Genomic DNA, 19,754 nt, shown 5'->3' with positions numbered 1-19,754 from the left:
CGCAACTTTTTTTCCGAGAAACCTTGCATTCTATAGAGGGTTTCTGTATAATATCTAATGTTGGTCAGAAAGGCGATGAAGCGAAAGGTTGTTGGCACACCCGGCCCCTTTGCCATGGGAGGGTAGCTAAGGAATTTTCGTGGAGAATGTCTATTAAAAAATGGGCGAAAAGGAGGGAACATAATGGCAAAAGAGAAAATAAGAATTCGTTTGAAAGCATATGATCACCGTATTTTAGATCAATCAGCTGAGAAGATTGTCAATACTGCAAAACGTTCTGGTGCGGGGGTATCGGGTCCGATCCCATTACCAACTGAAAAATCAGTTTACACAATATTGCGAGCAGTACACAAGTACAAAGACTCACGTGAACAATTTGAAATGCGTACGCACAAACGTCTAATTGATATTGTTAGTCCTACACCAAAAACGGTTGACGCACTTATGCGGTTAGATTTACCATCAGGTGTAGATATTGAAATTAAATTATAAATGAAATTTTCAGGAGGTGTAACGGATGACGAAAGGAATCTTAGGTCGTAAAGTCGGCATGACACAAGTTTTCACCGAAGAAGGTGAACTAATTCCAGTAACAGTGGTTCAAGCTGAACCTAATGTTGTTCTTCAAAAAAGAACACTAGAAAACGACGGCTATGAAGCGATTCAAGTTGGTTTTGCTGATCAGAAAGAAGTGAATGCGAATAAACCAGCTAAGGGACATGCTGCAAAAGCGAGCACTAATCCTAAGCGCTTCGTTCGTGAATTCCGTGACGTCAAGCTGGCCGATTATGAAGTTGGTCAAGAGCTTAGCGTAGAGGTTTTCGAAGCAGGAGATAAAATTGATGTAACAGGTACTTCAAAAGGAAAAGGATTCCAAGGTGCCATTAAGCGACATAATCAATCACGTGGACCAATGACACATGGTTCACACTATCATAGAGGTCCAGGTTCAATGGGAGCCATGGAACCCATGCGAGTTTTAAAAGGTAAAAAATTACCAGGTCGAATGGGCGGCGAAACAAAAACGATTCAAAATCTTGAAATCGTAAAAGTTGATGCTGAGCGCAACCTACTATTAATTAAAGGTAATGTCCCAGGATCAAGAAAATCATTCGTAAAAGTTACGAGTGCAATAAAGGCTAACTAGAATACGAGTTGAAGGGAGGATATGTCATGCCTAAAGTAGCACTATATAACCAAAGTGGATCGCAAGTAGGCGATGTAGAATTAAACGATGCAGTATTTGGTATTGAACCAAATCAACACGTCTTGCATGATGCAGTTGTTATGCAACAAGCGTCAAAACGTCAAGGGACTCATGCGGTAAAAAATCGTTCAGCTGTACGCGGCGGTGGTCGTAAACCATGGCGACAAAAAGGAACAGGTCGTGCACGTCAAGGATCTATCCGTTCACCACAATGGGTAGGCGGTGGTGTTGTTTTCGGACCCACTCCACGTAGCTATAGCTATAAATTACCAAAGAAAGTTCGACGATTAGCTCTTAAATCAGCACTTTCTACTAAAGTGAAAGAAGAAAGTTTAACGGTATTAGAGGGCTTAGCAATTGATACACCAAAAACAAAAGAGGTTATCAATCTTTTAAACGCACTAAATGTAAATGAAAAAGCACTCATCGTGACAAATGAAAAAGATGAAGTTGTTAATAAAAGTGCAAATAATTTACAAAATGTAAAAGTACTTTATGCAACACAAATTAATACACTAGATATACTTGCACATGACAGACTGATCATTACAAAAGATGCAGTCGAATCAATAGGGGAGGTGCTTGCATAATGAAGGATCCTCGTGATATTATTAAGCGCCCAATTATTACGGAACACTCTGCTGACCAAATGGCAGATAAAAAATATACCTTTGAAGTCAGTACAGTTGCAAACAAAATTGAAATTAAAAATGCAGTTGAACAGATTTTTGATGTTAAGGTAGTGAAAGTAAATACATCAAATGTCAAAGGTAAATTTAAGCGTATGGGTCGTCATAGCGGTTACCGCCCAGATCGCAAAAAAGCAATTGTTCAATTGTCAGAAGACAGTAAAGAACTCGATTTCTTTGAAAGTATAGAATAAGACATAAAAGGAGGGAAAAACGATGGCGATTAAGAAGTACAAAGCAACTTCAAATGGTAGACGAAATATGTCCGGTTTTACATTTAGCGAAGTAACGACTGATACACCAGAGAAGTCGCTTCTAGAACCACTATCAAAACGTGGTGGTCGCAATAACCAAGGTAAGTTAACGGTTCGTCATCAAGGCGGTGGACACAAGCGTCAATACCGTGTGATCGATTTTAAACGTAACAAAGACGGCATACCAGGCCGCGTTGCTACTATAGAATATGATCCTAATCGAACAGCTAATATAGCGTTAATCCATTATGCAGATGGAGAAAAACGTTATATCCTAGCGCCAAAAGACATTAAAGTAGGTCAAGAAATTATTTCTGGAGAAAATGTTGATATTAAAGTAGGTAACGCATTACCACTTATAAGCATACCAGTAGGTACGACCATTCATAACATTGAATTAAAGCCAGGTCGAGGTGGACAGTTAGCTCGTTCAGCGGGATCTGAAGCACAAATTTTAGGTCGTGAAGAAAAGTATGTCCTTGTTCGTTTAGCATCAGGAGAAGTTCGTTTAATTCTTGGAACTTGTCGAGCAACAGTTGGGCAAGTAGGTAACCTTGAAAATGAACTGATTCGTTCAGGTAAAGCTGGGCGCTCTCGCTGGAAAGGTATCCGTCCAACTGTTCGTGGTTCTGTAATGAACCCTAATGATCACCCACATGGTGGTGGTGAAGGACGTACACCAATTGGCCGTAAATCACCAGTATCACCTTGGGGTAAACCAACACTTGGTAAGAAAACACGCCACCGAAATAAAGATTCAAACAAATATATTGTACGTAAACGTAAAAAATAACGAGATTGAACGGCGGGTATTCGAGCCCGTCCAACAATCGCGGGAGGAGGTTTATGCATGGGTCGTAGTTTAAAAAAGGGACCTTTCGTAGATGACCACTTGATGAAGAAGATTGAAGTGTTAAATGAGGAAAATAAAAAACAAGTCGTGAAATCTTGGTCACGTCGCTCTACTATTTTTCCTAATTTTGTTGGACATACAATTGCTGTCTATGACGGACGCAAACACGTACCAGTTTATGTAACAGAAGATATGGTAGGACATAAACTAGGTGAATTCGCACCGACACGTCTTTTCAAAGGGCATTCGGGCGATGACAAGAATACAAAACGTTAATATGAGAGGAGGCGCTCTTAATGCAAGCTAAAGCTGTTGCAAAAACTGTTAGAATTGCTCCTCGTAAAGTTCGATTGGTCGTTGATTTAATTCGAGGCAAAAATGTTGGAGAAGCAATTGCTATTTTAAAACACACACAACGTGGTGCTAGCGCTGTTGTTGAAAAAGTATTGAACTCTGCGATCGCAAATGCAGAACATAATTATGAGATGGATGTAGATAGCCTTTACGTATCTGAAGCCTTTGTTGATGAAGGTGTGACGCTTAAACGTTTCCGTCCGCGTGCACAAGGTCGTGCAAGTCAAATCAATAAAAGAACGAGTCACATTACCGTGGCTGTATCAGAAAAGAAGGAGGGATAATCTGTGGGTCAAAAAGTTAATCCAATAGGTTTTCGTGTCGGCGTTATCCGCGATTGGGAATCAAGATGGTATGCCGGCAAAGATTATGCAGACTTATTACATGAAGATATCAAAATTCGTGAATATATTGAGGATCGCTTAAAGGATGCTGCCGTTTCTAAAGTAGAGATTGAACGTGCCGCTAATCGAGTGAACATTTCAATTTCAACTGCTAAACCAGGTATGGTTATTGGAAAAGGCGGTTCAGAAGTTGAAGCCTTGCGTAAATCTTTAAATAAATTAACAGGTAAGAAAGTTCACATTAATATTGTTGAAATTAAAAAACCTGACATTGATGCAAAATTAGTAGCAGAAAATATTGCTCGTCAACTAGAAAGTCGTATTTCATTCCGTCGTGCACAAAAACAAGTTATTCAACGTGCGATGCGTGGGGGAGCAAAAGGTATTCGCACACAAGTATCTGGCCGTCTAGGCGGTGCTGATATGGCTCGTGCAGAAAGTTATAGTGAAGGTACTGTGCCACTACACACACTTCGAGCTGATATCGATTATAGTCATGCAGAAGCAGACACTACATTCGGTAAATTAGGTGTAAAAGTGTGGATCTATCGTGGAGAAGTCCTTCCAACTAAAAATAACAAGTAAAGGAAGGGGGCACGCATTATGTTAATGCCTAAACGTGTTAAGTATCGTAAACAACATCGTAGTCATTTAAATGGTAAAGCAAAAGGTGGAACAGAAGTAGGCTTTGGTGATTTCGGATTGAAAGCAATTGAACCTGCTTGGATCACAAGCCGTCAAATTGAGTCTGCTCGTATTGCAATGACTCGTTTTATGAAACGTGGTGGAAAGGTCTGGATTAAAATTTTTCCAGATAAGCCATATACAAAGAAACCATTAGAAGTTAGAATGGGTTCCGGTAAAGGTGCTCCTGAAGGATGGGTAGCCGTAGTAAAACCTGGGAAAGTATTGTTTGAAGTAGGTGGCGTCTCAGAGGAAGTTGCAAGAGAAGCACTTCGTCTAGCTGCACACAAGCTTCCTATTAAAACGAAATTTGTAAAACGTGAAGAAATTGGTGGTGAAATCAATGAAGGCTAATGAAATTAGAGAACTAACCACTGCCGAAATTGAACAAAACGTAAAATCATTAAAAGAAGAGCTTTTTAATTTACGCTTTCAGTTAGCTACAGGACAATTGGAAAACACTGCGCGTCTTCGCGAAGTTCGTAAATCCATTGCTCGAATGAAAACTGTTGTCCGTGAAAGAGAGCTTAGTGTTAATAACTAGTAAACCAGAGAGGAGGTTAGCCTCAAATGACAGAACGTAATAACCGTAAAGTATATACGGGTCGTGTCTTTTCAGATAAGATGGACAAAACGATCACAGTAGTTGTTGAGACCTATAAATTTCACCCATTATATGGGAAACGCGTTAAGTATACTAAGAAATTTAAAGCTCATGATGAGAATAACCAAGCTAAGACAGGTGATATTGTAACGATAATGGAAACTCGTCCATTATCAGCAACAAAACGTTTTAGATTGGTTGAAATAGTAGAAGAAGCAGTCATTATCTAAAAATTGCAAAGTTCGCTCGGATAAATTCCGAAGGGAGGTAACATCGGTATGATTCAGCAGGAAAGTCGTTTGAAAGTAGCAGATAATTCAGGTGCACGAGAAGTTCAAACCATTAAAGTTTTAGGCGGAAGTGGCCGTAAAACTGCTAATATTGGTGATGTTGTCGTATGTTCGGTGAAACAAGCAACACCTGGTGGCGTTGTCAAAAAAGGTGAAGTTGTTAGAGCTGTTATCGTACGAACTAAAACAGGTGTCCGTCGTAAAGATGGTTCATATATTCGTTTTGATGAAAATGCAGCGGTAATCGTCCGTGATGATAAAAGTCCAAGAGGGACACGTATCTTTGGTCCAGTTGCTCGCGAGCTTCGCGATGCGAAATTCATGAAAATTATTTCATTAGCGCCAGAGGTACTATAAGTTTTGTTTCGATACAAAACTTGTAGAGAATGGGTTTCAATGAAAAGCCTTGTAAGGAGGTGCGTCTAGCATGCATGTAAAAAAAGGTGATAAAGTCAAAGTTTTATCTGGTAAAGATAAAGGCAAGCAAGGAGTCATTCTTGCAGCTTATCCAAAAAGAGATCGTGTTCTTGTCGAGGGAGTCAATATGGTTAAAAAACATCAAAAACCATCCCAAGATAACCCACAAGGTGGAATTTTAGAGCAAGAAGCTACGATCCATGTTTCTAATGTATTACCAATTGATCCAAAAACCAGCGAGCCAACTCGCGTAGGATATGAAGAACGTGACGGAAAGAAAGTTCGTATCGCTAAAAAATCCGGTGAAGCATTAGATTAATAATTAGCGATGAAAGGAGGGCTACTCAAATGAACGAGTTAAAAGTAAAATATAATGAAGAAATCGTTAAATCATTAGTAGAAAAATTCAATTATGATTCAGTAATGCAAGCACCTAAGATTGAGAAAATTGTTATTAATATGGGTGTAGGCGATGCGGTTCAAAATGCTAAAGTATTAGACAGTGCGGTAGAAGAATTAGCGTTGATCTCAGGTCAAAAACCTTTAGTAACAAGAGCTAGAAAATCAATTGCAGGTTTCCGTTTGCGTGAAGGAATGCCGATTGGTGCGAAAGTAACCCTTCGCGGTGAGCGCATGTATGACTTTTTACAAAAGCTTATTGGTGTATCACTTCCGCGAGTTCGTGATTTTCGTGGGATTTCTAATAAAGCATTTGATGGTCGTGGGAACTATACGTTAGGTGTAAAGGAACAATTGATTTTCCCGGAAGTAGATTATGATCAAGTCAGTAAAATTCGTGGAATGGATATCGTGATTGTTACAACAGCTAACACTGACGAAGAAGCTCGTGAATTATTAACTCAACTTGGCATGCCTTTCCAAAAATAAGCCTGACAGCTAATATAAGGAGGGAAAATAGTGGCTAAAAAATCTATGATTGCAAAACAGAAACGGACAAAGAAATTCAAAGTACAAGAATACACACGTTGTGAACGTTGTGGTCGTCCGCACTCTGTATTACGTAAATTTAAACTTTGCCGTATTTGTTTCCGTGAACTTGCCTACAAAGGTCAAATTCCTGGTGTCAAAAAAGCAAGCTGGTAAACCCGAAATAGGGAAGGAGGTAATTTTTAATGGTTATGACAGATCCAATTGCAGATATGTTAACACGTATTCGTAACGCTAACATGGCCCGACATGAAAAACTTGAGCTTCCTGCATCAACACTAAAAAAACAAATTGCAGAAATCTTAAAGCGTGAAGGTTTTGTTCGTGATTATGAATTCGTTGAAGATAATAAACAAGGTGTATTACGTATTTTTCTTAAATATGGTGTCAATGATCAACGTGTAATTACTGGACTGAAAAAAATCAGTAAGCCAGGATTGCGTGTTTATGCTAAAGCTGATGAGCTACCTCGTGTACTCAATGGTTTAGGTATTGCGATCGTTTCAACTTCAAAAGGTGTCCTTTCAGATAAAGAAGCTCGTGAACAAACAATTGGTGGCGAGGTATTAGCATACGTTTGGTAATAAGTTTTTATTGCACGTTAGGAAATGATGAATATTTACGAATATTTTCGATGGGTACGTAATCCCGGTCTTAGGTAAGACAATCGATAATGTTAAAATTCTAAAATCCTAAGTATAAGCAAAACTAACACTTTCAAGTAAAAAGACGAGTGAAAGCGAGTTTTTCAATAAGATAGGAGGTGCCATGTAGATGTCACGTATAGGTCTTAAAATTATTGAAATCCCAGAAGGCGTTGAAATTAACAATGACAACAATTTTGTTACAGTTAAAGGACCAAAAGGTCAACTAGCACAACAACTTCATGAGGATATGACAATCAACATCGATGGTAAAGAACTTACGGTTGTTAGACCGTCTAATAGTAAAAAAAATAAATCATTACACGGTACAACACGCAGCTTAATCGCAAATATGATTGAGGGTGTACACAAAGGTTTCGAAAAATCTTTGGAAATTCAAGGTGTTGGATATCGTGCCCAGAAACAGGGCAATAAACTTGTTATCAACGCAGGTTATTCACACCCTGTAGAAATCGTCCAACCAGATGGTATTGAATTTGAAGTACCAGCTAACACAAAAATTGTCGTTAAAGGAATTGACAAAGAACTTGTAGGTGCTTTAAGTGCTAAGATCCGTGCGGTTCGTAACCCAGAGCCCTATAAAGGAAAAGGTATTCGCTACGAAGGTGAATATGTCCGTCGTAAAGAAGGAAAAACAGCTAAATAAAGCAAGTTAACCTTCAAACATATTAGCTAGCTTAGTTAGGGAATAGAAAGGAGTGACCTAGATGATCACAAAACTAGATAAAAATGTTGCGCGTAAAAAAAGACATTTACGTGTGCGCAAGAACTTATTTGGCACAGAAGAACGTCCTCGTCTAAACGTGTTTCGTTCTAATAAACATATTTACGCTCAATTAATTGATGACATCAATGGTATTACTTTAGCAAGTGCATCAACAGTAGATAAGGAATTAAGTGCTGAAGCAACTGGAAATATTGACGCTGCAAAAGCTGTTGGAGAATTAATCGCCAAACGCGCATTAGATAAAGGCCATAAAACTGTGGTATTTGACCGTGGCGGGTACTTATATCATGGCCGTGTGAAAACATTAGCAGATGCTGCCCGCGAGGCAGGTCTTGAATTTTAATGATAGAAGGAGGGACAAATTTTGCGTACTCAAATCGACCCGAATAAATTAGACTTAGAAGAACGTGTAGTTACAATCAATCGAGTAACTAAAGTAGCTAAAGGTGGACGTACTTTCCGTTTTGCAGCCCTAGTTGTAGTAGGAGACAAAAATGGTCACGTTGGCCTTGGTACTGGAAAAGCTCAAGAAGTACCAGAAGCGATTAGAAAAGCGATTGATAATGCTAAGAAAAACTTAATTAAAGTACCACTTGTAGGAACAACCATTCCTCATGAAGTAACTGGCCGTTTCGGCGCTGGAAGTATTTTAATTAAACCTGCTGTAGAAGGTACGGGAGTTATTGCTGGAGGACCTGTTCGTGCGGTTCTAGAACTTGCTGGTATCGGTGATATTTTATCTAAATCATTAGGTTCAAATACACCAATTAATGTTGTTCGTGCAACAATTAGTGGTTTAAGTGAACTTAGACCAGCTGAAGAAGTGGCAAAACTACGTGGTAAAACAGTAGAAGAGTTATTAGGATAAGGAGGGAAATGAAATGGCTAAACAGTTAGAAATTACCCTCGTGCGCAGTGTTATTGGCAGAACTGTAACACAGAAGAGAACGGTCAAAGCTCTAGGCTTAAACAAACTTAACCAATCCGTTGTATGTGAAGATACACCTTCATTAAGAGGTGCGATTGATAAAGTATCACACTTATTAACGGTTAAAGAATTGTAATTATCATAGCGCAAGAGGAGGTGCTCGCATGAAACTTCATGAATTGAAACCATCACAAGCTCGTAAGCAACGAAATCGCGTTGGGCGAGGGATGTCTTCTGGTAATGGAAAAACATCAGGCCGTGGACATAAAGGACAAAATGCACGTTCAGGCGGTGGTGTTCGACCAGGATTTGAAGGAGGTCAAATGCCACTATTCCAACGGTTACCTAAACGTGGTTTTACAAATATTAACCGTAAAGAATTTGCTATTGTGAATCTTTCAACTCTAAACAGATTTGAAGAAGGTACAGAAGTAACACCTGAACTTTTACTTGAAACAGGTCTAGTAAGTAAAGTAAAAGCTGGCATTAAAGTTCTTGGAAATGGTACGATTGAAAAGAAACTTACTGTAAAAGCTCACAAATTCTCAGCTTCTGCTAAAGAAGCTATTGAAACAGCGGGCGGTCAAACTGAGGTGATCTAATGTTCCAGACAATCTCCAATTTTTTTCGTGTGAAGGAAATCCGAAATAAAATTCTCTTCACATTACTCATGTTAATTGTTTTCCGATTAGGTACATTTATAACTGTTCCATTTACAGATCGTACAGCAATTGGCTTTATGAATGATCAGCAAAATGTATTTGGTTTTCTGAACACATTCGGCGGTGGGGCATTACAGAATTTCTCCGTTTTAGCCATGGGAATCATGCCATATATAACTGCATCAATTATTATGCAGTTATTGCAGATGGATGTTATTCCTAAATTTACTGAATGGAAAAGTCAAGGTGAAATGGGGCGGCGTAAACTTGCACAAGTAACGCGTTATGCAACTATTGTTCTAGCCTTTATTCAAGCCATTGCTATGTCAATTGGCTTTAATGCAATGACAGGCGGCGGATTAATTGCAGACCCAAGCCCTGCTAAATTTCTCATCATTGCCATTGTACTGACTGCTGGTACAGCATTTTTAATGTGGCTCGGTGAACAAATCACTGCACATGGAGTGGGGAATGGCATTTCAATTATTATCTTTGCAGGTATTGTAGCTGCTATTCCAAATACAATGAACCAATTATATGAACAATATTTCGGCGGTACCGTCGGTGATGAACTATTTATGAATATCATGATTGTTGTTTTAATTGGTTTAATTGTATTAGGTGTTACAGTTGGTGTTATCTTCATCCAACAAGCAACCCGAAAAATCCCTATTCAATACGCAAAGCGTATGGTTAATCGATCAATGGTCGGCGGCCAATCGACACACTTGCCTTTAAAGGTAAATACAGCAGGTGTTATACCTGTTATTTTCTCTGTGTCATTTATTATGGCCCCCCGAACAGTAGCTAGTTTCTTTGATGGCAACTTTGCGAACGCGATAGAAAGAATCTTTGATTATACTCAACCAATCGGAATGGTGATTTACGTTGCTTTAATCATTGCGTTCTCATATTTCTATACGTTTGTTCAGTCAAATCCAGAACAAATGTCGGATAATCTTAAGAAACAAGGTGGCTATATTCCAGGGATTCGTCCAGGTAAAAAGACAGAGAGATATTTGACGGTCGTGTTATACCGCTTAACCTTTGTTGGTGCTCTTTTCTTGGCGGGAGTTGCTGTATTACCAATCTTTTTAGGTAGAATTGCTAACTTGCCACAGTCCATTCAAATTGGTGGAACAAGTATACTGATTGTTGTTGGGGTAGCACTCCAAACGATGAAACAACTTGAAAGTCAACTTGTCAAACGTCACTATAAAGGTTTTATAAAATAAACAGTAGTGAGTTACTACTAACTAATTTATGATGAAGCGAGGGGATTGCGGTGAACTTAATCTTAATGGGACTTCCAGGTGCTGGTAAAGGTACACAAGCTGAAAAGATAATAGAAAAGTATCAGATTCCTCATATTTCGACTGGAGATATGTTTCGATCAGCAATCAAGGAAGGAACAGAGCTTGGAAAACAAGCTAAGTCATTTATGGATCAAGGTACTCTTGTTCCTGATGAAGTGACGATTGGGATTGTTAGAGAACGATTAGGTAAATCAGATTGTGATAAAGGTTTTCTGTTAGATGGTTTTCCAAGAACACTTGCACAAGCAGAAGCACTTGAAAAACTTTTAACGGAACTAAATGCTCCAATCGAATATGTTCTTCACGTAGATGTTCCACGAGATAAATTGCTTGGCCGTTTAACTGGCCGCCGAATTTGTCCAGAGTGTGGAGCAACTTATCACGTTATCTACAACCCACCAAAGGTTGCTGAAACATGTGATAATGATGGAGCAACATTAATTCAACGTGAGGATGATCGTCCTGAAACAGTTGCTAAACGTATAGAAGTAAATGTTGAACAAACTCAACCTTTACTGGACTTCTATCAAGACAAAGGATATCTTGTGACGATAGATGGCGATCAAGATATAGATGATGTGTTTGAAGAGATTGATCAGAAACTTCAAACTCTTTAAACCTATAGGTATGAAATAAGACAGTTTCAAAGTCCTATAAGTACCAAATAAAATATTTTAATTTTAAAATGAAAAAATGCATTGGTCATTATGCTTATGATATAGCATTTTAAGAATGACTGTTCTGAGATGAAGCAACTTTGCAAATCTCAAATGATAAAAGAATGGATGTACACTTATCCAATTGATGGTCAACTACCATTCAACAAGCTTCTAATTGGACGGGTGATACTAAATATGGTAAAATGTAACTTTGATAAAACATGTTTTACAATGAATAAGTTTGTTATGCTAATTGATAACAAAAACTTAAGTGAAGGTGATCATGTTTGAATGAAACGGAGTCGCGTCCCGAGATAGGTCAAGTTGTTAAAATTTCGCAAGGACGAGAAGCAGGCCAATATGCCATTATCATTAATGTTGTCGATGATCGCTTTGTTCTGCTCGCAGACGGAGAGAAACGGAAGTATGATCGGCCGAAGAAGAAAAATTTCAATCATATTATTCTAACTGATTATATTTCTCCTGAGGTTCAAAATAGCCTTCTAGGAACTGGTCGCGTTACAAATGGTAAGCTGCGTTTTGCTATATCAAAATTTGTCAAAGAAATAGTGGCTGATTTAAAGAAGGGAGATCAACTTGATGGCGAAAGACGATGCAATTGAGGTGGAAGGTACTGTTACCGACACATTACCGAATGCAATGTTTAAAGTGGAATTAGAGAATGGGCACACCGTATTAGCTCATGTATCAGGTAAAATTCGCATGCACTTTATTCGAATTTTACCGGGAGATAAAGTAACGGTTGAACTTTCTCCGTACGATTTAACAAAAGGGCGTATTACGTACCGTTATAAATAACGATTAACTCCGATAATAGAGGAGGTATAGACGATGAAGGTAAGACCATCTGTAAAACCAATATGCGAAAAATGTAAGGTTATTCGTCGTAAAGGAAAAGTAATGGTAATTTGTGAAAATCCAAAGCATAAACAAAAACAAGGCTAATCAATAAGGAGGTGCATGATAAGTATGGCACGTATTGCAGGAATTGATGTCCCGCGTGAAAAACGGGTAGTTATTTCATTAACATATATCTATGGTGTTGGTAAATCAACTGCAGAGAAAATTCTTAAAGAAGCAAATGTTTCTGAAAACACTCGTGTTCGCGATTTAACTGAAGATGAATTAGGTCGTATTCGTACAGTAGTCAATGAATACACAACTGAAGGGGATCTTCGCCGAGAAGTTTCTTTGAATATTAAACGACTTATTGAAATTGGTTCATATCGAGGATTACGTCACCGTCGTAGTTTGCCAGTTCGTGGTCAAAAGACTAAGAACAACGCGCGTACACGTAAAGGCCGCGGCCGAGCAATTTCAAATAAAAAATAAGCACTAAAGGAGGTCAAGCGATCTAATGGCTCAGAAAAGAAATACACGTAAAAAACGTGTGAAAAAGAATATTGATGCGGGTATTGCACATATCCACTCAACATTTAATAATACAATCGTTACAATTACTGATGTTCAAGGTAACGCAATTAGCTGGAGTAGTGCTGGAGCACTTGGTTTCAAAGGATCCCGTAAATCCACACCATTTGCTGCTCAAATGGCTTCTGAAACAGCAGCTAAAGCAGCCCAAGAACATGGTTTGAAAACATTAGAAGTAACCGTAAAAGGTCCTGGCGCAGGTCGTGAAGCAGCAATTCGCTCACTTCAAGCTGCTGGATTAGAGGTTACTGCCATTGTTGATGTAACACCAGTTCCTCACAATGGTTGCCGCCCGCCAAAACGTCGCCGTGTCTAATTTTATCCGTATAGAATTTGTCAGTATGTCTATAATGGATTATGATCGTTTAAAGTAGTACGTTTTAGGATGACTAGCTTTAACCAGTCTCAACCAGATCGGAACTGACAGACAAAAAATATACGAATAGAAGATAGTGCAGAAATGGGAACTGCCTACCTGAGGAATTTCGGTTAGACAACAAGATAGGTCTAACCGGGGTTTCGACGTTCAAAGGAGGGTTTTTATAAATGATCGAAATTGAAAAACCAAAGATTGAAACTGTACAGATCAATGATAATGCTACTTTCGGAAAGTTTGTTGTAGAACCATTAGAGCGTGGATATGGAACGACTCTAGGAAACTCCCTACGTCGTATTCTTTTGTCCTCACTTCCAGGTGCAGCTATAACATCTGTGCAAATTGATGGTGTTCTTCACGAATTCTCAACAATTGAAGGTGTTGTAGAAGATGTAACAACTATTATTCTTAATCTAAAAAAACTAGCATTAAATATTTATTCTGAAGATGTCAAAACGCTAGAAATTGATGTGCAAGGTGAAGGTGTTGTTACAGCTGCGGATATTACTTATGATAGTGATGTAGAAATTTTGAATCCGGATCTTCACATTGCTACATTGTCAAACAATGGGACACTTCGCATGAAGATGACAGCTGAACTTGGTCGTGGTTATCGTCCAGCTGAGGTCAATAATCATGATGATCTACCAATCGGTGTTATTCCGATTGACTCGATTTTCACCCCAGTCTCACGTGCCACCTTTCAAGTTGAAAATACACGTGTGGGTCAGATAACAAATTTTGATAAACTAACAATTGATGTTTGGACAGACGGAAGTATTCGTCCTGAAGAAGCTATTTCATTGGGCGCAAAAATCTTTTCTGAACACTTGAATCTTTTTGTTGGCTTAACGGATGAGGCACAAAATGCTGAAATCATGATTGAAAAAGAAGAAGATCAAAAAGAAAAAGTATTAGAAATGACAATAGAAGAATTAGACTTATCTGTACGTTCTTATAACTGTTTGAAGCGCGCAGGTATTAATACTGTACAAGAGCTTACAACAAAAACAGAAGATGATATGATGAAAGTTCGTAACTTGGGACGAAAATCACTTGAAGAAGTGAAACATAAATTAGCAGACTTAGAACTCGGCTTACGAACAGAAGAGTAGTCATAGAAACCGACGGGACAGATTCCGAAAAAGGAGGGGTAGTCGATGGCTAGAAAGTTTGGGAGAACGACTGATACTCGTTTAGCATTACTAAGAAATCTTGCAACTGACTTGATTATTCATGAACGTATAGAAACGACAGAAGCAAAAGCAAAAGATTTACGCTCTGCAGTAGAGAAAATGATTACATTGAGTAAACGCGGTGACCTTCATGCTCGTCGTCAAGCATCAGCATTTCTTTATAAGAAAGATGCTAGCGAAACTGAAGACGCAGTTCAAAAATTATTCAACGATATCGCTACACGTTATGAAGATCGTCAAGGTGGCTATACACGTGTATTAAAACTTGGACCACGTCGTGGTGATGGTGCTAAAATGGCGATTATTGAGTTAGTCTAACTGAATAAAATGAATGAAGGGCAGGATAAAGTCTCCGTGAGAGGTGAATCCAAGCCCTTTTTTTGTGATCTTAACGATCTTTGTTTTCCAGAGGCGGTGTTGCTTTGTGAGGTCGAATTATTGCTGTTTTAATACGAGCTGAGGACCCACTAAGGCGGGTGTTTGTACTCTCTAACATCATCGAAATGTTAGGTTGAATCCCTGTCTGCTGAGACTTTGGAATAAGCAGAGTACCTATTCTAGCGGTGTAAATAATTCGAAGTGCTCTTTAGCACGATTACCCGCCGCACTGAAAAGACTTAAACTCCCACGGATTGAAGTTTGGTTTTGTAAGGAAGCTGTTATAAATATTAACAAGACTTTTCTATATCCTTAAGTCAAGGGCTATCAACAAAGGTTGAACTCTTTTTTAGCGATTTAAACTTAACTTGAGAATTTAGTTGCGAAAGTTAAGTTGGTCATTTAGTATGCAAATTTAAAAATAAGTCTATTTATAAAAAGAGAAGAGAGTTAAGTAGAAATATCTAAGTACGTTGACTTGCAATATCTGTTTAGGTAGAAGATAATTAAGAATACGGATTAATCGATGGTCAAATGGAAATGATTAGCTGAGCTATTAAAATAATCAGCTAAATCTTGATAAGATGTGCTAAAATAAACAATTAGAGATATTTTTCGCTATCAACATGCAAATTATTTATAGATGATAGTATAAGTAGGATGAGGACCTTTACCATCAAGCTTTGAGGCTGGTACTCAGAATAAGCTAAAACACTTATTTTTTGCGATATGAATGCTTCGTTATTTTCCTTAGTGTGATTATTCACCCGCCGTAAAGACCTGTTGATAAGCTTAATGCTCAAAAAAATAATCAAACTATTTCCTAATGAACACATTTCCCGGGAAATAATTTGTCGCAATATGGGGGGAGCCCAATGAATCAAAATCAAATCGAATTTCGCAATGTTTCTTTTCGATATACAGACGATCAACCTTGGGTCTTAAAAGATGTTACTTTTACCATTAAGTCAGATGAATGGGTAGCAATCATTGGTCATAATGGATCGGGGAAATCCACAATTGCTAAGCTAATGAATGGTTTACTATTTCCTGACCAAGGTGAAATAATTATACATGGCATCAAGCTTACGGCTGATACAATATGGGATGTTCGAAAAAAGGTAGGGATGGTTTTTCAAAATCCAGATAATCAGTTTGTTGGGACGACTGTTCGTGATGATGTAGCGTTTGGTTTAGAAAATCGAGGAATAGAAAGAAGCCAAATGATTGAAGCTATAGATCAAAGCTTAAAAGCTGTTCGAATGTCAGACTATTTAATGCATGAACCTCACCGACTATCAGGTGGTCAAAAACAGCGTGTGGCTATTGCTGGGGTGATAGCTGTCAAACCCGATGTCATTATACTTGATGAGGCAACAGCAATGCTTGATCCTAAAGGAAGGAAAGAAATTATCACAACTGTGAATGACCTTAAACAGACTAATCAGCTGAGTTTAATTACGATCACCCATGACTTAAATGAAATTACTCAAGCAGATCGTGTGATTGTTATGAATGAGGGAGAAGTATGGCTAGAAACAGAGCCAAGAGACTTATTTAGCAAAGAAGCTGCCTTGCGTGAAATTGGCTTAGATGTCCCTTTTGTTGCAAAATTGGCTAATGCTATACAGAAAGAATCGATTTCACTCAATCAACAACCATTAAATCAAAAGGAGTTATTAGATGAATTATGGACATATCGTTTAAGCAAGTAAATTATATCTACCAACCTAATAGCCCGTTTGAATATCAAGCTTTGAAAAATTTAACTTTTTCAATCAAATCAGGATCGTATGTTGCCATCATTGGTCATACTGGCTCAGGGAAATCGACTTTAATTCAGCACTTAAATGGATTGCTACGGCCTGTTGAAGGAGAAGTTCAAGTTGGGGAATTTCATTTAAAAGCCGGTGAAAAGACGGAGAATATTAAAGAGCTGCGCAGACGGGTCGGCGTTGTTTTTCAGTATCCGGAACATCAATTATTTGAAGAAACCATTGAAAAAGACATCGCTTTTGGACCTGCGAATTTTGGTATCAGTCAAGAGGACATTAAGCAAAGAATACCGGAAGTCATGGAGGCGGTGAATTTATCATCAGACCTGCTTCAGCGTTCACCATTTGATTTGAGTGGTGGACAAATGCGACGAGTTGCCATTGCTGGAATACTAGCAATGGAACCAGAGGTATTAGTTCTTGATGAACCAACTGCAGGGTTAGATCCAAAAGGACAACAAGAAATTATGGATATGTTTGCTGAGCTCCATCAACGCAAAGGCTTGACAACTGTTCTTGTGACGCACAGTATGGAGGATGCTTTAAAATATGCTGATCACGTAATTATTTTGGAAAACGGCCAAAAGTATATTGAAGGAAAGCCAGCAGATATTTTTGTGAAAAAGCAAGAATTAGAAAAGGTTCAATTAGACACACCGGAAATTATTCAGTTTATTCAAGACTTCCAAGCGAAATTTGGAAGCGACATAATATATCGAAATCAGTCCATTGAACAATTAGCAAAAGAATTAACAAAGATTTTAGCAGAGGGGGATCAAGATGGCTAGTTCATTAATCATTGGTCAATATGTGCCGAGTGAATCAAAGATTCATCGACTTGATCCAAGAACAAAAATTATGCTGATCTTTCTATTTATTATTTTTGTCTTTTTTGCAAATAATGCCCTAAGCTATGTTTGGTTAACATTATTTGCGGTAAGTAGTGCCTTATTAACTAGAATCAAACTAAAGTTTATTGCTAAAGGGCTGACACCTGTTTGGTTCTTAATTGTTTTTACATTTATTTTACATTTGTTTGTTACCAGAGAAGGGCAAATTTTATTTGAAATCATCGGTTTTCCAATCTATTCTGAAGCCATTATTCAGGGAACTTTTATTTCCTTACGTTTCTTTCTGTTAATATTAGTGACTTCGTTATTAACGTTAACAACAACACCGATTGAGATTACAGATGCCATTGAAACCTTACTTAATCCATTAAAGAAGGTTAAATTTCCTGTTCATGAGTTGGCCTTGATGATGTCGATTTCGTTACGATTTATTCCAACTCTTATGCAAGAAACCGAAAAAATATCAAAGGCTCAAGCATCAAGAGGTGTTGACTTTAAAACAGGTCCTATTAAAGAACGAATTCAGGCTGTCGTTCCTTTACTAGTCCCACTATTCGTCAGTGCATTTAAACGAGCAGAGGAACTTGCGATGGCAATGGAAGCAAGGGGTTATCAAGGTGGAGAAGGGCGAACGAAGTTAAGGGAACTAAATATCGCCAAACAAGATTGGTTTGCTTTTCTTATCTTTGCCCTTGTCATTATGGGTTTATTTTTATTTAGGCAGTAAGGAGATTTTCGATGCGATTTTTAGCAACAGTAAGCTACGACGGCTCAAATTATGCAGGCTATCAAATTCAGCCAGATCAAATCACGATTCAATCAGTGATAGAATCAGCCTTAAAACGAATGCATAAAGGAAAAGTAGTTAAAATAACAGCTTCGGGTCGTACAGATGCTGGTGTTCATGCTTATGAGCAGGTCTTTCATTTCGATAGTCAGCTGATGATTCCTGAGGCAAATTGGAAAAAAGCTTTGAATGCTATTTTACCAGATGATATTGTGATAAAAAAAGTTGAACAGGTTGCTGATCAATTCCATGCTCGATATAGTGCAAAAGCAAAAACCTATAAGTATGTTATCTTAAATGCGGAAGATCCAAGTCCTTTTCAGACTAAATATAGCACCTATATTAAGCAAACCCTTAATGTTGAAGCAATGAATCACGCTTGTCAGCATATCATTGGGGAACATGACTTTACTTCTTTCTGTGCAGCCAATAGCTATGTGAAAGGCAGTAAGATTCGGACGATATCGCAAGCCTCTTGTACGAAAAAAGATCCATATCTCATTCTTTCTTTTACAGGTAATGGATTTCTTTATAATATGGTTCGAATTATTGTGGGAACGTTGATCGAAGTGGGCTTGGGACGACGAGCTCCTGATAGTTTACGTGAAATCATCAAGAGTAAAGATCGTGGCGCCGCTGGGAAAACGGCCCCTGCTCAAGGTCTATACTTAGACCATGTTAAATATTCAAAATAAAGGCTAAAATCATTCATAAAATAGAGGAATAACCAGTACAGCTATTGACTTTAATAAGGATTTATTATATGATGGTCTATGGCATTTTATTTCTATACCACGATTAGCCCCGGAAAGTTAATTGTGTAGAATATAAAAGTAAACCAAATGAATTTATAAAAAAACGATTGTAAAGATAACGATAAATTAGGAGGTAACAAGGATGCGGACAACTTTCATGGCAAATGATGCAAACATTGAACGTAAATGGCTTGTAATTGATGCTGAAGGTCAAACACTTGGACGCTTATCAAGTGAAGTAGCAGCTATTCTTCGCGGCAAACATAAACCAACATTCACTCCTCATGTGGATACTGGTGACCACGTTATTATTATTAATGCAGAGAAAATTGAGCTGACAGGAAATAAACTAGACGATAAAATGTATTATCGTCACTCAGAATACACAGGTGGTCTTAAATCAAAAACAGCTGGCGAAATGCGTGAAAAATTCCCAGAAAGAATGTTGGAATTGACAATTAAAGGTATGCTTCCAAAAGGTAAACTAGGTCGTCAAACAGCTAAAAAATTACATGTATATCGTGGTGCGGAACACAATCACCATGCTCAAAAACCAGAAGTTTACGAACTTCGCGGATAATTT

Annotated in this window: 35 protein-coding genes; all 35 read left to right on the top strand. The window is 38.2% G+C overall.

Annotated elements, in window-relative coordinates:
* The first annotated feature begins 183 nt into the window (after window positions 1-183).
* The 35 genes from rpsJ (at window position 184) to rplM (ending at window position 19,751) form a co-directional block, all read left to right on the top strand.
* Complete coding sequence (rpsJ, locus tag ACS127_RS04300; protein ID WP_440897195.1) at window positions 184-492, top strand: 30S ribosomal protein S10; 309 nt, start codon at window positions 184-186, stop codon at window positions 490-492.
* Between the two features lie 25 nt (window positions 493-517).
* A complete protein-coding gene (rplC, locus tag ACS127_RS04295) occupies window positions 518-1,147 on the top strand; it encodes a 50S ribosomal protein L3 (protein ID WP_440897194.1) in 630 nt (209 codons plus the stop codon).
* A 26-nt stretch (window positions 1,148-1,173) separates the two neighbouring features.
* Window positions 1,174-1,797: a 50S ribosomal protein L4 gene (rplD, locus tag ACS127_RS04290; protein ID WP_440897193.1), complete on the top strand. Its 624-nt coding sequence runs from the start codon at window positions 1,174-1,176 to the stop codon at window positions 1,795-1,797.
* The gene (gene rplW / locus ACS127_RS04285; protein ID WP_440897192.1) at window positions 1,797-2,090 is read left to right on the top strand and encodes a 50S ribosomal protein L23; all 294 of its coding nucleotides are present in this window, start codon (window positions 1,797-1,799) and stop codon (window positions 2,088-2,090) included. The genes rplD and rplW overlap by 1 nt, the downstream gene beginning before the upstream one ends.
* A gap of 22 nt (window positions 2,091-2,112) precedes the next feature.
* Window positions 2,113-2,943 (top strand): 50S ribosomal protein L2, encoded by an 831-nt coding sequence (gene rplB / locus ACS127_RS04280; RefSeq protein ID WP_440897191.1) that lies wholly within the window; start codon window positions 2,113-2,115, stop codon window positions 2,941-2,943.
* Between the two features lie 57 nt (window positions 2,944-3,000).
* Window positions 3,001-3,279: a 30S ribosomal protein S19 gene (gene rpsS, locus ACS127_RS04275; protein ID WP_440897190.1), complete on the top strand. Its 279-nt coding sequence runs from the start codon at window positions 3,001-3,003 to the stop codon at window positions 3,277-3,279.
* A gap of 20 nt (window positions 3,280-3,299) precedes the next feature.
* A complete protein-coding gene (gene rplV / locus ACS127_RS04270; RefSeq protein ID WP_440897189.1) occupies window positions 3,300-3,641 on the top strand; it encodes a 50S ribosomal protein L22 in 342 nt (113 codons plus the stop codon).
* Between the two features lie 3 nt (window positions 3,642-3,644).
* Complete coding sequence (gene rpsC / locus ACS127_RS04265; RefSeq protein ID WP_440897188.1) at window positions 3,645-4,286, top strand: 30S ribosomal protein S3; 642 nt, start codon at window positions 3,645-3,647, stop codon at window positions 4,284-4,286.
* A gap of 18 nt (window positions 4,287-4,304) precedes the next feature.
* A complete protein-coding gene (gene rplP, locus ACS127_RS04260; RefSeq protein WP_440897187.1) occupies window positions 4,305-4,739 on the top strand; it encodes a 50S ribosomal protein L16 in 435 nt (144 codons plus the stop codon).
* Window positions 4,729-4,929 (top strand): 50S ribosomal protein L29, encoded by a 201-nt coding sequence (gene rpmC / locus ACS127_RS04255; RefSeq protein ID WP_440897186.1) that lies wholly within the window; start codon window positions 4,729-4,731, stop codon window positions 4,927-4,929. The genes rplP and rpmC overlap by 11 nt, the downstream gene beginning before the upstream one ends.
* Before the next feature lie 26 nt (window positions 4,930-4,955).
* Window positions 4,956-5,219: a 30S ribosomal protein S17 gene (rpsQ, locus tag ACS127_RS04250; protein ID WP_440897185.1), complete on the top strand. Its 264-nt coding sequence runs from the start codon at window positions 4,956-4,958 to the stop codon at window positions 5,217-5,219.
* Between the two features lie 48 nt (window positions 5,220-5,267).
* Complete coding sequence (gene rplN / locus ACS127_RS04245) at window positions 5,268-5,636, top strand: 50S ribosomal protein L14 (RefSeq protein WP_440897184.1); 369 nt, start codon at window positions 5,268-5,270, stop codon at window positions 5,634-5,636.
* Window positions 5,637-5,706: 70 nt separating this feature from the next.
* Window positions 5,707-6,015 (top strand): 50S ribosomal protein L24, encoded by a 309-nt coding sequence (gene rplX, locus ACS127_RS04240; RefSeq protein ID WP_440897183.1) that lies wholly within the window; start codon window positions 5,707-5,709, stop codon window positions 6,013-6,015.
* A gap of 29 nt (window positions 6,016-6,044) precedes the next feature.
* A complete protein-coding gene (gene rplE, locus ACS127_RS04235) occupies window positions 6,045-6,584 on the top strand; it encodes a 50S ribosomal protein L5 (RefSeq protein WP_440897182.1) in 540 nt (179 codons plus the stop codon).
* Window positions 6,585-6,614: 30 nt separating this feature from the next.
* The gene (gene rpsN / locus ACS127_RS04230) at window positions 6,615-6,800 is read left to right on the top strand and encodes a 30S ribosomal protein S14 (RefSeq protein ID WP_015008875.1); all 186 of its coding nucleotides are present in this window, start codon (window positions 6,615-6,617) and stop codon (window positions 6,798-6,800) included.
* 29 nt (window positions 6,801-6,829) lie between these two features.
* Window positions 6,830-7,228 carry a 30S ribosomal protein S8 gene (rpsH, locus tag ACS127_RS04225; RefSeq protein ID WP_440897181.1) on the top strand — a complete coding sequence of 133 codons (399 nt, stop codon included), beginning with the start codon at window positions 6,830-6,832 and terminating at the stop codon, window positions 7,226-7,228.
* A 190-nt stretch (window positions 7,229-7,418) separates the two neighbouring features.
* On the top strand, window positions 7,419-7,955 hold the full coding sequence (gene rplF / locus ACS127_RS04220; RefSeq protein WP_440897180.1) for a 50S ribosomal protein L6: 537 nt from the start codon (window positions 7,419-7,421) through the stop codon (window positions 7,953-7,955).
* A gap of 61 nt (window positions 7,956-8,016) precedes the next feature.
* Window positions 8,017-8,379: a 50S ribosomal protein L18 gene (gene rplR, locus ACS127_RS04215; protein ID WP_440897179.1), complete on the top strand. Its 363-nt coding sequence runs from the start codon at window positions 8,017-8,019 to the stop codon at window positions 8,377-8,379.
* A gap of 21 nt (window positions 8,380-8,400) precedes the next feature.
* Window positions 8,401-8,904 (top strand): 30S ribosomal protein S5, encoded by a 504-nt coding sequence (rpsE, locus tag ACS127_RS04210; RefSeq protein ID WP_440897178.1) that lies wholly within the window; start codon window positions 8,401-8,403, stop codon window positions 8,902-8,904.
* 13 nt (window positions 8,905-8,917) lie between these two features.
* Complete coding sequence (gene rpmD / locus ACS127_RS04205) at window positions 8,918-9,100, top strand: 50S ribosomal protein L30 (protein WP_440897177.1); 183 nt, start codon at window positions 8,918-8,920, stop codon at window positions 9,098-9,100.
* A gap of 28 nt (window positions 9,101-9,128) precedes the next feature.
* The gene (gene rplO, locus ACS127_RS04200; protein WP_440897176.1) at window positions 9,129-9,566 is read left to right on the top strand and encodes a 50S ribosomal protein L15; all 438 of its coding nucleotides are present in this window, start codon (window positions 9,129-9,131) and stop codon (window positions 9,564-9,566) included.
* Entirely contained in the window at window positions 9,566-10,861 is a 1,296-nt protein-coding gene (gene secY, locus ACS127_RS04195) for a preprotein translocase subunit SecY (protein ID WP_440897175.1), read from the top strand. The genes rplO and secY overlap by 1 nt, the downstream gene beginning before the upstream one ends.
* Before the next feature lie 50 nt (window positions 10,862-10,911).
* Window positions 10,912-11,559, top strand: a complete 648-nt coding sequence (locus ACS127_RS04190) for an adenylate kinase (protein WP_440897173.1) — start codon at window positions 10,912-10,914, stop codon at window positions 11,557-11,559.
* 329 nt (window positions 11,560-11,888) lie between these two features.
* Window positions 11,889-12,224, top strand: a complete 336-nt coding sequence (locus ACS127_RS04185) for a KOW domain-containing RNA-binding protein (RefSeq protein ID WP_440897172.1) — start codon at window positions 11,889-11,891, stop codon at window positions 12,222-12,224.
* Window positions 12,202-12,420, top strand: coding sequence for a translation initiation factor IF-1 (gene infA / locus ACS127_RS04180; RefSeq protein WP_216399357.1), 219 nt, complete (start codon window positions 12,202-12,204; stop codon window positions 12,418-12,420). The genes ACS127_RS04185 and infA overlap by 23 nt, the downstream gene beginning before the upstream one ends.
* A gap of 33 nt (window positions 12,421-12,453) precedes the next feature.
* The gene (gene rpmJ / locus ACS127_RS04175; protein WP_003156543.1) at window positions 12,454-12,567 is read left to right on the top strand and encodes a 50S ribosomal protein L36; all 114 of its coding nucleotides are present in this window, start codon (window positions 12,454-12,456) and stop codon (window positions 12,565-12,567) included.
* 24 nt (window positions 12,568-12,591) lie between these two features.
* Window positions 12,592-12,954 (top strand): 30S ribosomal protein S13, encoded by a 363-nt coding sequence (gene rpsM / locus ACS127_RS04170; protein ID WP_440897153.1) that lies wholly within the window; start codon window positions 12,592-12,594, stop codon window positions 12,952-12,954.
* A gap of 25 nt (window positions 12,955-12,979) precedes the next feature.
* Entirely contained in the window at window positions 12,980-13,369 is a 390-nt protein-coding gene (rpsK, locus tag ACS127_RS04165; RefSeq protein WP_440897152.1) for a 30S ribosomal protein S11, read from the top strand.
* Window positions 13,370-13,599: 230 nt separating this feature from the next.
* On the top strand, window positions 13,600-14,544 hold the full coding sequence (locus ACS127_RS04160) for a DNA-directed RNA polymerase subunit alpha (protein ID WP_440897151.1): 945 nt from the start codon (window positions 13,600-13,602) through the stop codon (window positions 14,542-14,544).
* Window positions 14,545-14,589: 45 nt separating this feature from the next.
* Entirely contained in the window at window positions 14,590-14,943 is a 354-nt protein-coding gene (rplQ, locus tag ACS127_RS04155) for a 50S ribosomal protein L17 (RefSeq protein WP_440897150.1), read from the top strand.
* Between the two features lie 935 nt (window positions 14,944-15,878).
* Window positions 15,879-16,718, top strand: coding sequence for an energy-coupling factor ABC transporter ATP-binding protein (locus tag ACS127_RS04150; protein WP_440897149.1), 840 nt, complete (start codon window positions 15,879-15,881; stop codon window positions 16,716-16,718).
* Window positions 16,694-17,566: an energy-coupling factor ABC transporter ATP-binding protein gene (locus ACS127_RS04145; RefSeq protein ID WP_440897148.1), complete on the top strand. Its 873-nt coding sequence runs from the start codon at window positions 16,694-16,696 to the stop codon at window positions 17,564-17,566. Before ACS127_RS04150 ends, ACS127_RS04145 begins: the two co-directional genes overlap by 25 nt.
* Window positions 17,559-18,356 (top strand): energy-coupling factor transporter transmembrane component T family protein, encoded by a 798-nt coding sequence (locus ACS127_RS04140; protein WP_440897147.1) that lies wholly within the window; start codon window positions 17,559-17,561, stop codon window positions 18,354-18,356. Before ACS127_RS04145 ends, ACS127_RS04140 begins: the two co-directional genes overlap by 8 nt.
* A gap of 11 nt (window positions 18,357-18,367) precedes the next feature.
* A complete protein-coding gene (gene truA, locus ACS127_RS04135; protein WP_440897146.1) occupies window positions 18,368-19,111 on the top strand; it encodes a tRNA pseudouridine(38-40) synthase TruA in 744 nt (247 codons plus the stop codon).
* 202 nt (window positions 19,112-19,313) lie between these two features.
* Window positions 19,314-19,751: a 50S ribosomal protein L13 gene (gene rplM / locus ACS127_RS04130; RefSeq protein ID WP_440897145.1), complete on the top strand. Its 438-nt coding sequence runs from the start codon at window positions 19,314-19,316 to the stop codon at window positions 19,749-19,751.
* The last annotated feature ends 3 nt before the right edge of the window (window positions 19,752-19,754 follow it).

Origin of the sequence: Amphibacillus sp. Q70 (genome assembly GCF_052055485.1) — a bacterium.
GTDB lineage: Bacteria > Bacillota > Bacilli > Bacillales > Amphibacillaceae > Amphibacillus.
The sequence above is the reverse complement of the archived record's forward strand: the minus strand, read 5'-3'. Positions and strand labels throughout refer to the sequence as shown.

Coding starts and splice junctions, on each gene's coding strand:
- rplM (WP_440897145.1), top strand. CDS start 19,314: ATGCGGACAACTTTCATGGCAAATGATGCAAACATTGAACGTAAATGG.
- rpsM (WP_440897153.1), top strand. CDS start 12,592: ATGGCACGTATTGCAGGAATTGATGTCCCGCGTGAAAAACGGGTAGTT.
- infA (WP_216399357.1), top strand. CDS start 12,202: ATGGCGAAAGACGATGCAATTGAGGTGGAAGGTACTGTTACCGACACA.
- rpsK (WP_440897152.1), top strand. CDS start 12,980: ATGGCTCAGAAAAGAAATACACGTAAAAAACGTGTGAAAAAGAATATT.
- rplB (WP_440897191.1), top strand. CDS start 2,113: ATGGCGATTAAGAAGTACAAAGCAACTTCAAATGGTAGACGAAATATG.
- secY (WP_440897175.1), top strand. CDS start 9,566: ATGTTCCAGACAATCTCCAATTTTTTTCGTGTGAAGGAAATCCGAAAT.
- rplO (WP_440897176.1), top strand. CDS start 9,129: ATGAAACTTCATGAATTGAAACCATCACAAGCTCGTAAGCAACGAAAT.
- rpmD (WP_440897177.1), top strand. CDS start 8,918: ATGGCTAAACAGTTAGAAATTACCCTCGTGCGCAGTGTTATTGGCAGA.
- rplW (WP_440897192.1), top strand. CDS start 1,797: ATGAAGGATCCTCGTGATATTATTAAGCGCCCAATTATTACGGAACAC.
- rplR (WP_440897179.1), top strand. CDS start 8,017: ATGATCACAAAACTAGATAAAAATGTTGCGCGTAAAAAAAGACATTTA.
- rpsH (WP_440897181.1), top strand. CDS start 6,830: ATGGTTATGACAGATCCAATTGCAGATATGTTAACACGTATTCGTAAC.
- rplQ (WP_440897150.1), top strand. CDS start 14,590: ATGGCTAGAAAGTTTGGGAGAACGACTGATACTCGTTTAGCATTACTA.
- ACS127_RS04145 (WP_440897148.1), top strand. CDS start 16,694: ATGGACATATCGTTTAAGCAAGTAAATTATATCTACCAACCTAATAGC.
- rpmC (WP_440897186.1), top strand. CDS start 4,729: ATGAAGGCTAATGAAATTAGAGAACTAACCACTGCCGAAATTGAACAA.
- rplP (WP_440897187.1), top strand. CDS start 4,305: ATGTTAATGCCTAAACGTGTTAAGTATCGTAAACAACATCGTAGTCAT.
- ACS127_RS04140 (WP_440897147.1), top strand. CDS start 17,559: ATGGCTAGTTCATTAATCATTGGTCAATATGTGCCGAGTGAATCAAAG.
- rplV (WP_440897189.1), top strand. CDS start 3,300: ATGCAAGCTAAAGCTGTTGCAAAAACTGTTAGAATTGCTCCTCGTAAA.
- ACS127_RS04150 (WP_440897149.1), top strand. CDS start 15,879: ATGAATCAAAATCAAATCGAATTTCGCAATGTTTCTTTTCGATATACA.
- rpsJ (WP_440897195.1), top strand. CDS start 184: ATGGCAAAAGAGAAAATAAGAATTCGTTTGAAAGCATATGATCACCGT.
- rplF (WP_440897180.1), top strand. CDS start 7,419: ATGTCACGTATAGGTCTTAAAATTATTGAAATCCCAGAAGGCGTTGAA.
- truA (WP_440897146.1), top strand. CDS start 18,368: ATGCGATTTTTAGCAACAGTAAGCTACGACGGCTCAAATTATGCAGGC.
- rplX (WP_440897183.1), top strand. CDS start 5,707: ATGCATGTAAAAAAAGGTGATAAAGTCAAAGTTTTATCTGGTAAAGAT.
- rpsS (WP_440897190.1), top strand. CDS start 3,001: ATGGGTCGTAGTTTAAAAAAGGGACCTTTCGTAGATGACCACTTGATG.
- rplD (WP_440897193.1), top strand. CDS start 1,174: ATGCCTAAAGTAGCACTATATAACCAAAGTGGATCGCAAGTAGGCGAT.
- rplC (WP_440897194.1), top strand. CDS start 518: ATGACGAAAGGAATCTTAGGTCGTAAAGTCGGCATGACACAAGTTTTC.
- rpmJ (WP_003156543.1), top strand. CDS start 12,454: ATGAAGGTAAGACCATCTGTAAAACCAATATGCGAAAAATGTAAGGTT.
- rpsQ (WP_440897185.1), top strand. CDS start 4,956: ATGACAGAACGTAATAACCGTAAAGTATATACGGGTCGTGTCTTTTCA.
- rplE (WP_440897182.1), top strand. CDS start 6,045: ATGAACGAGTTAAAAGTAAAATATAATGAAGAAATCGTTAAATCATTA.
- ACS127_RS04160 (WP_440897151.1), top strand. CDS start 13,600: ATGATCGAAATTGAAAAACCAAAGATTGAAACTGTACAGATCAATGAT.
- rplN (WP_440897184.1), top strand. CDS start 5,268: ATGATTCAGCAGGAAAGTCGTTTGAAAGTAGCAGATAATTCAGGTGCA.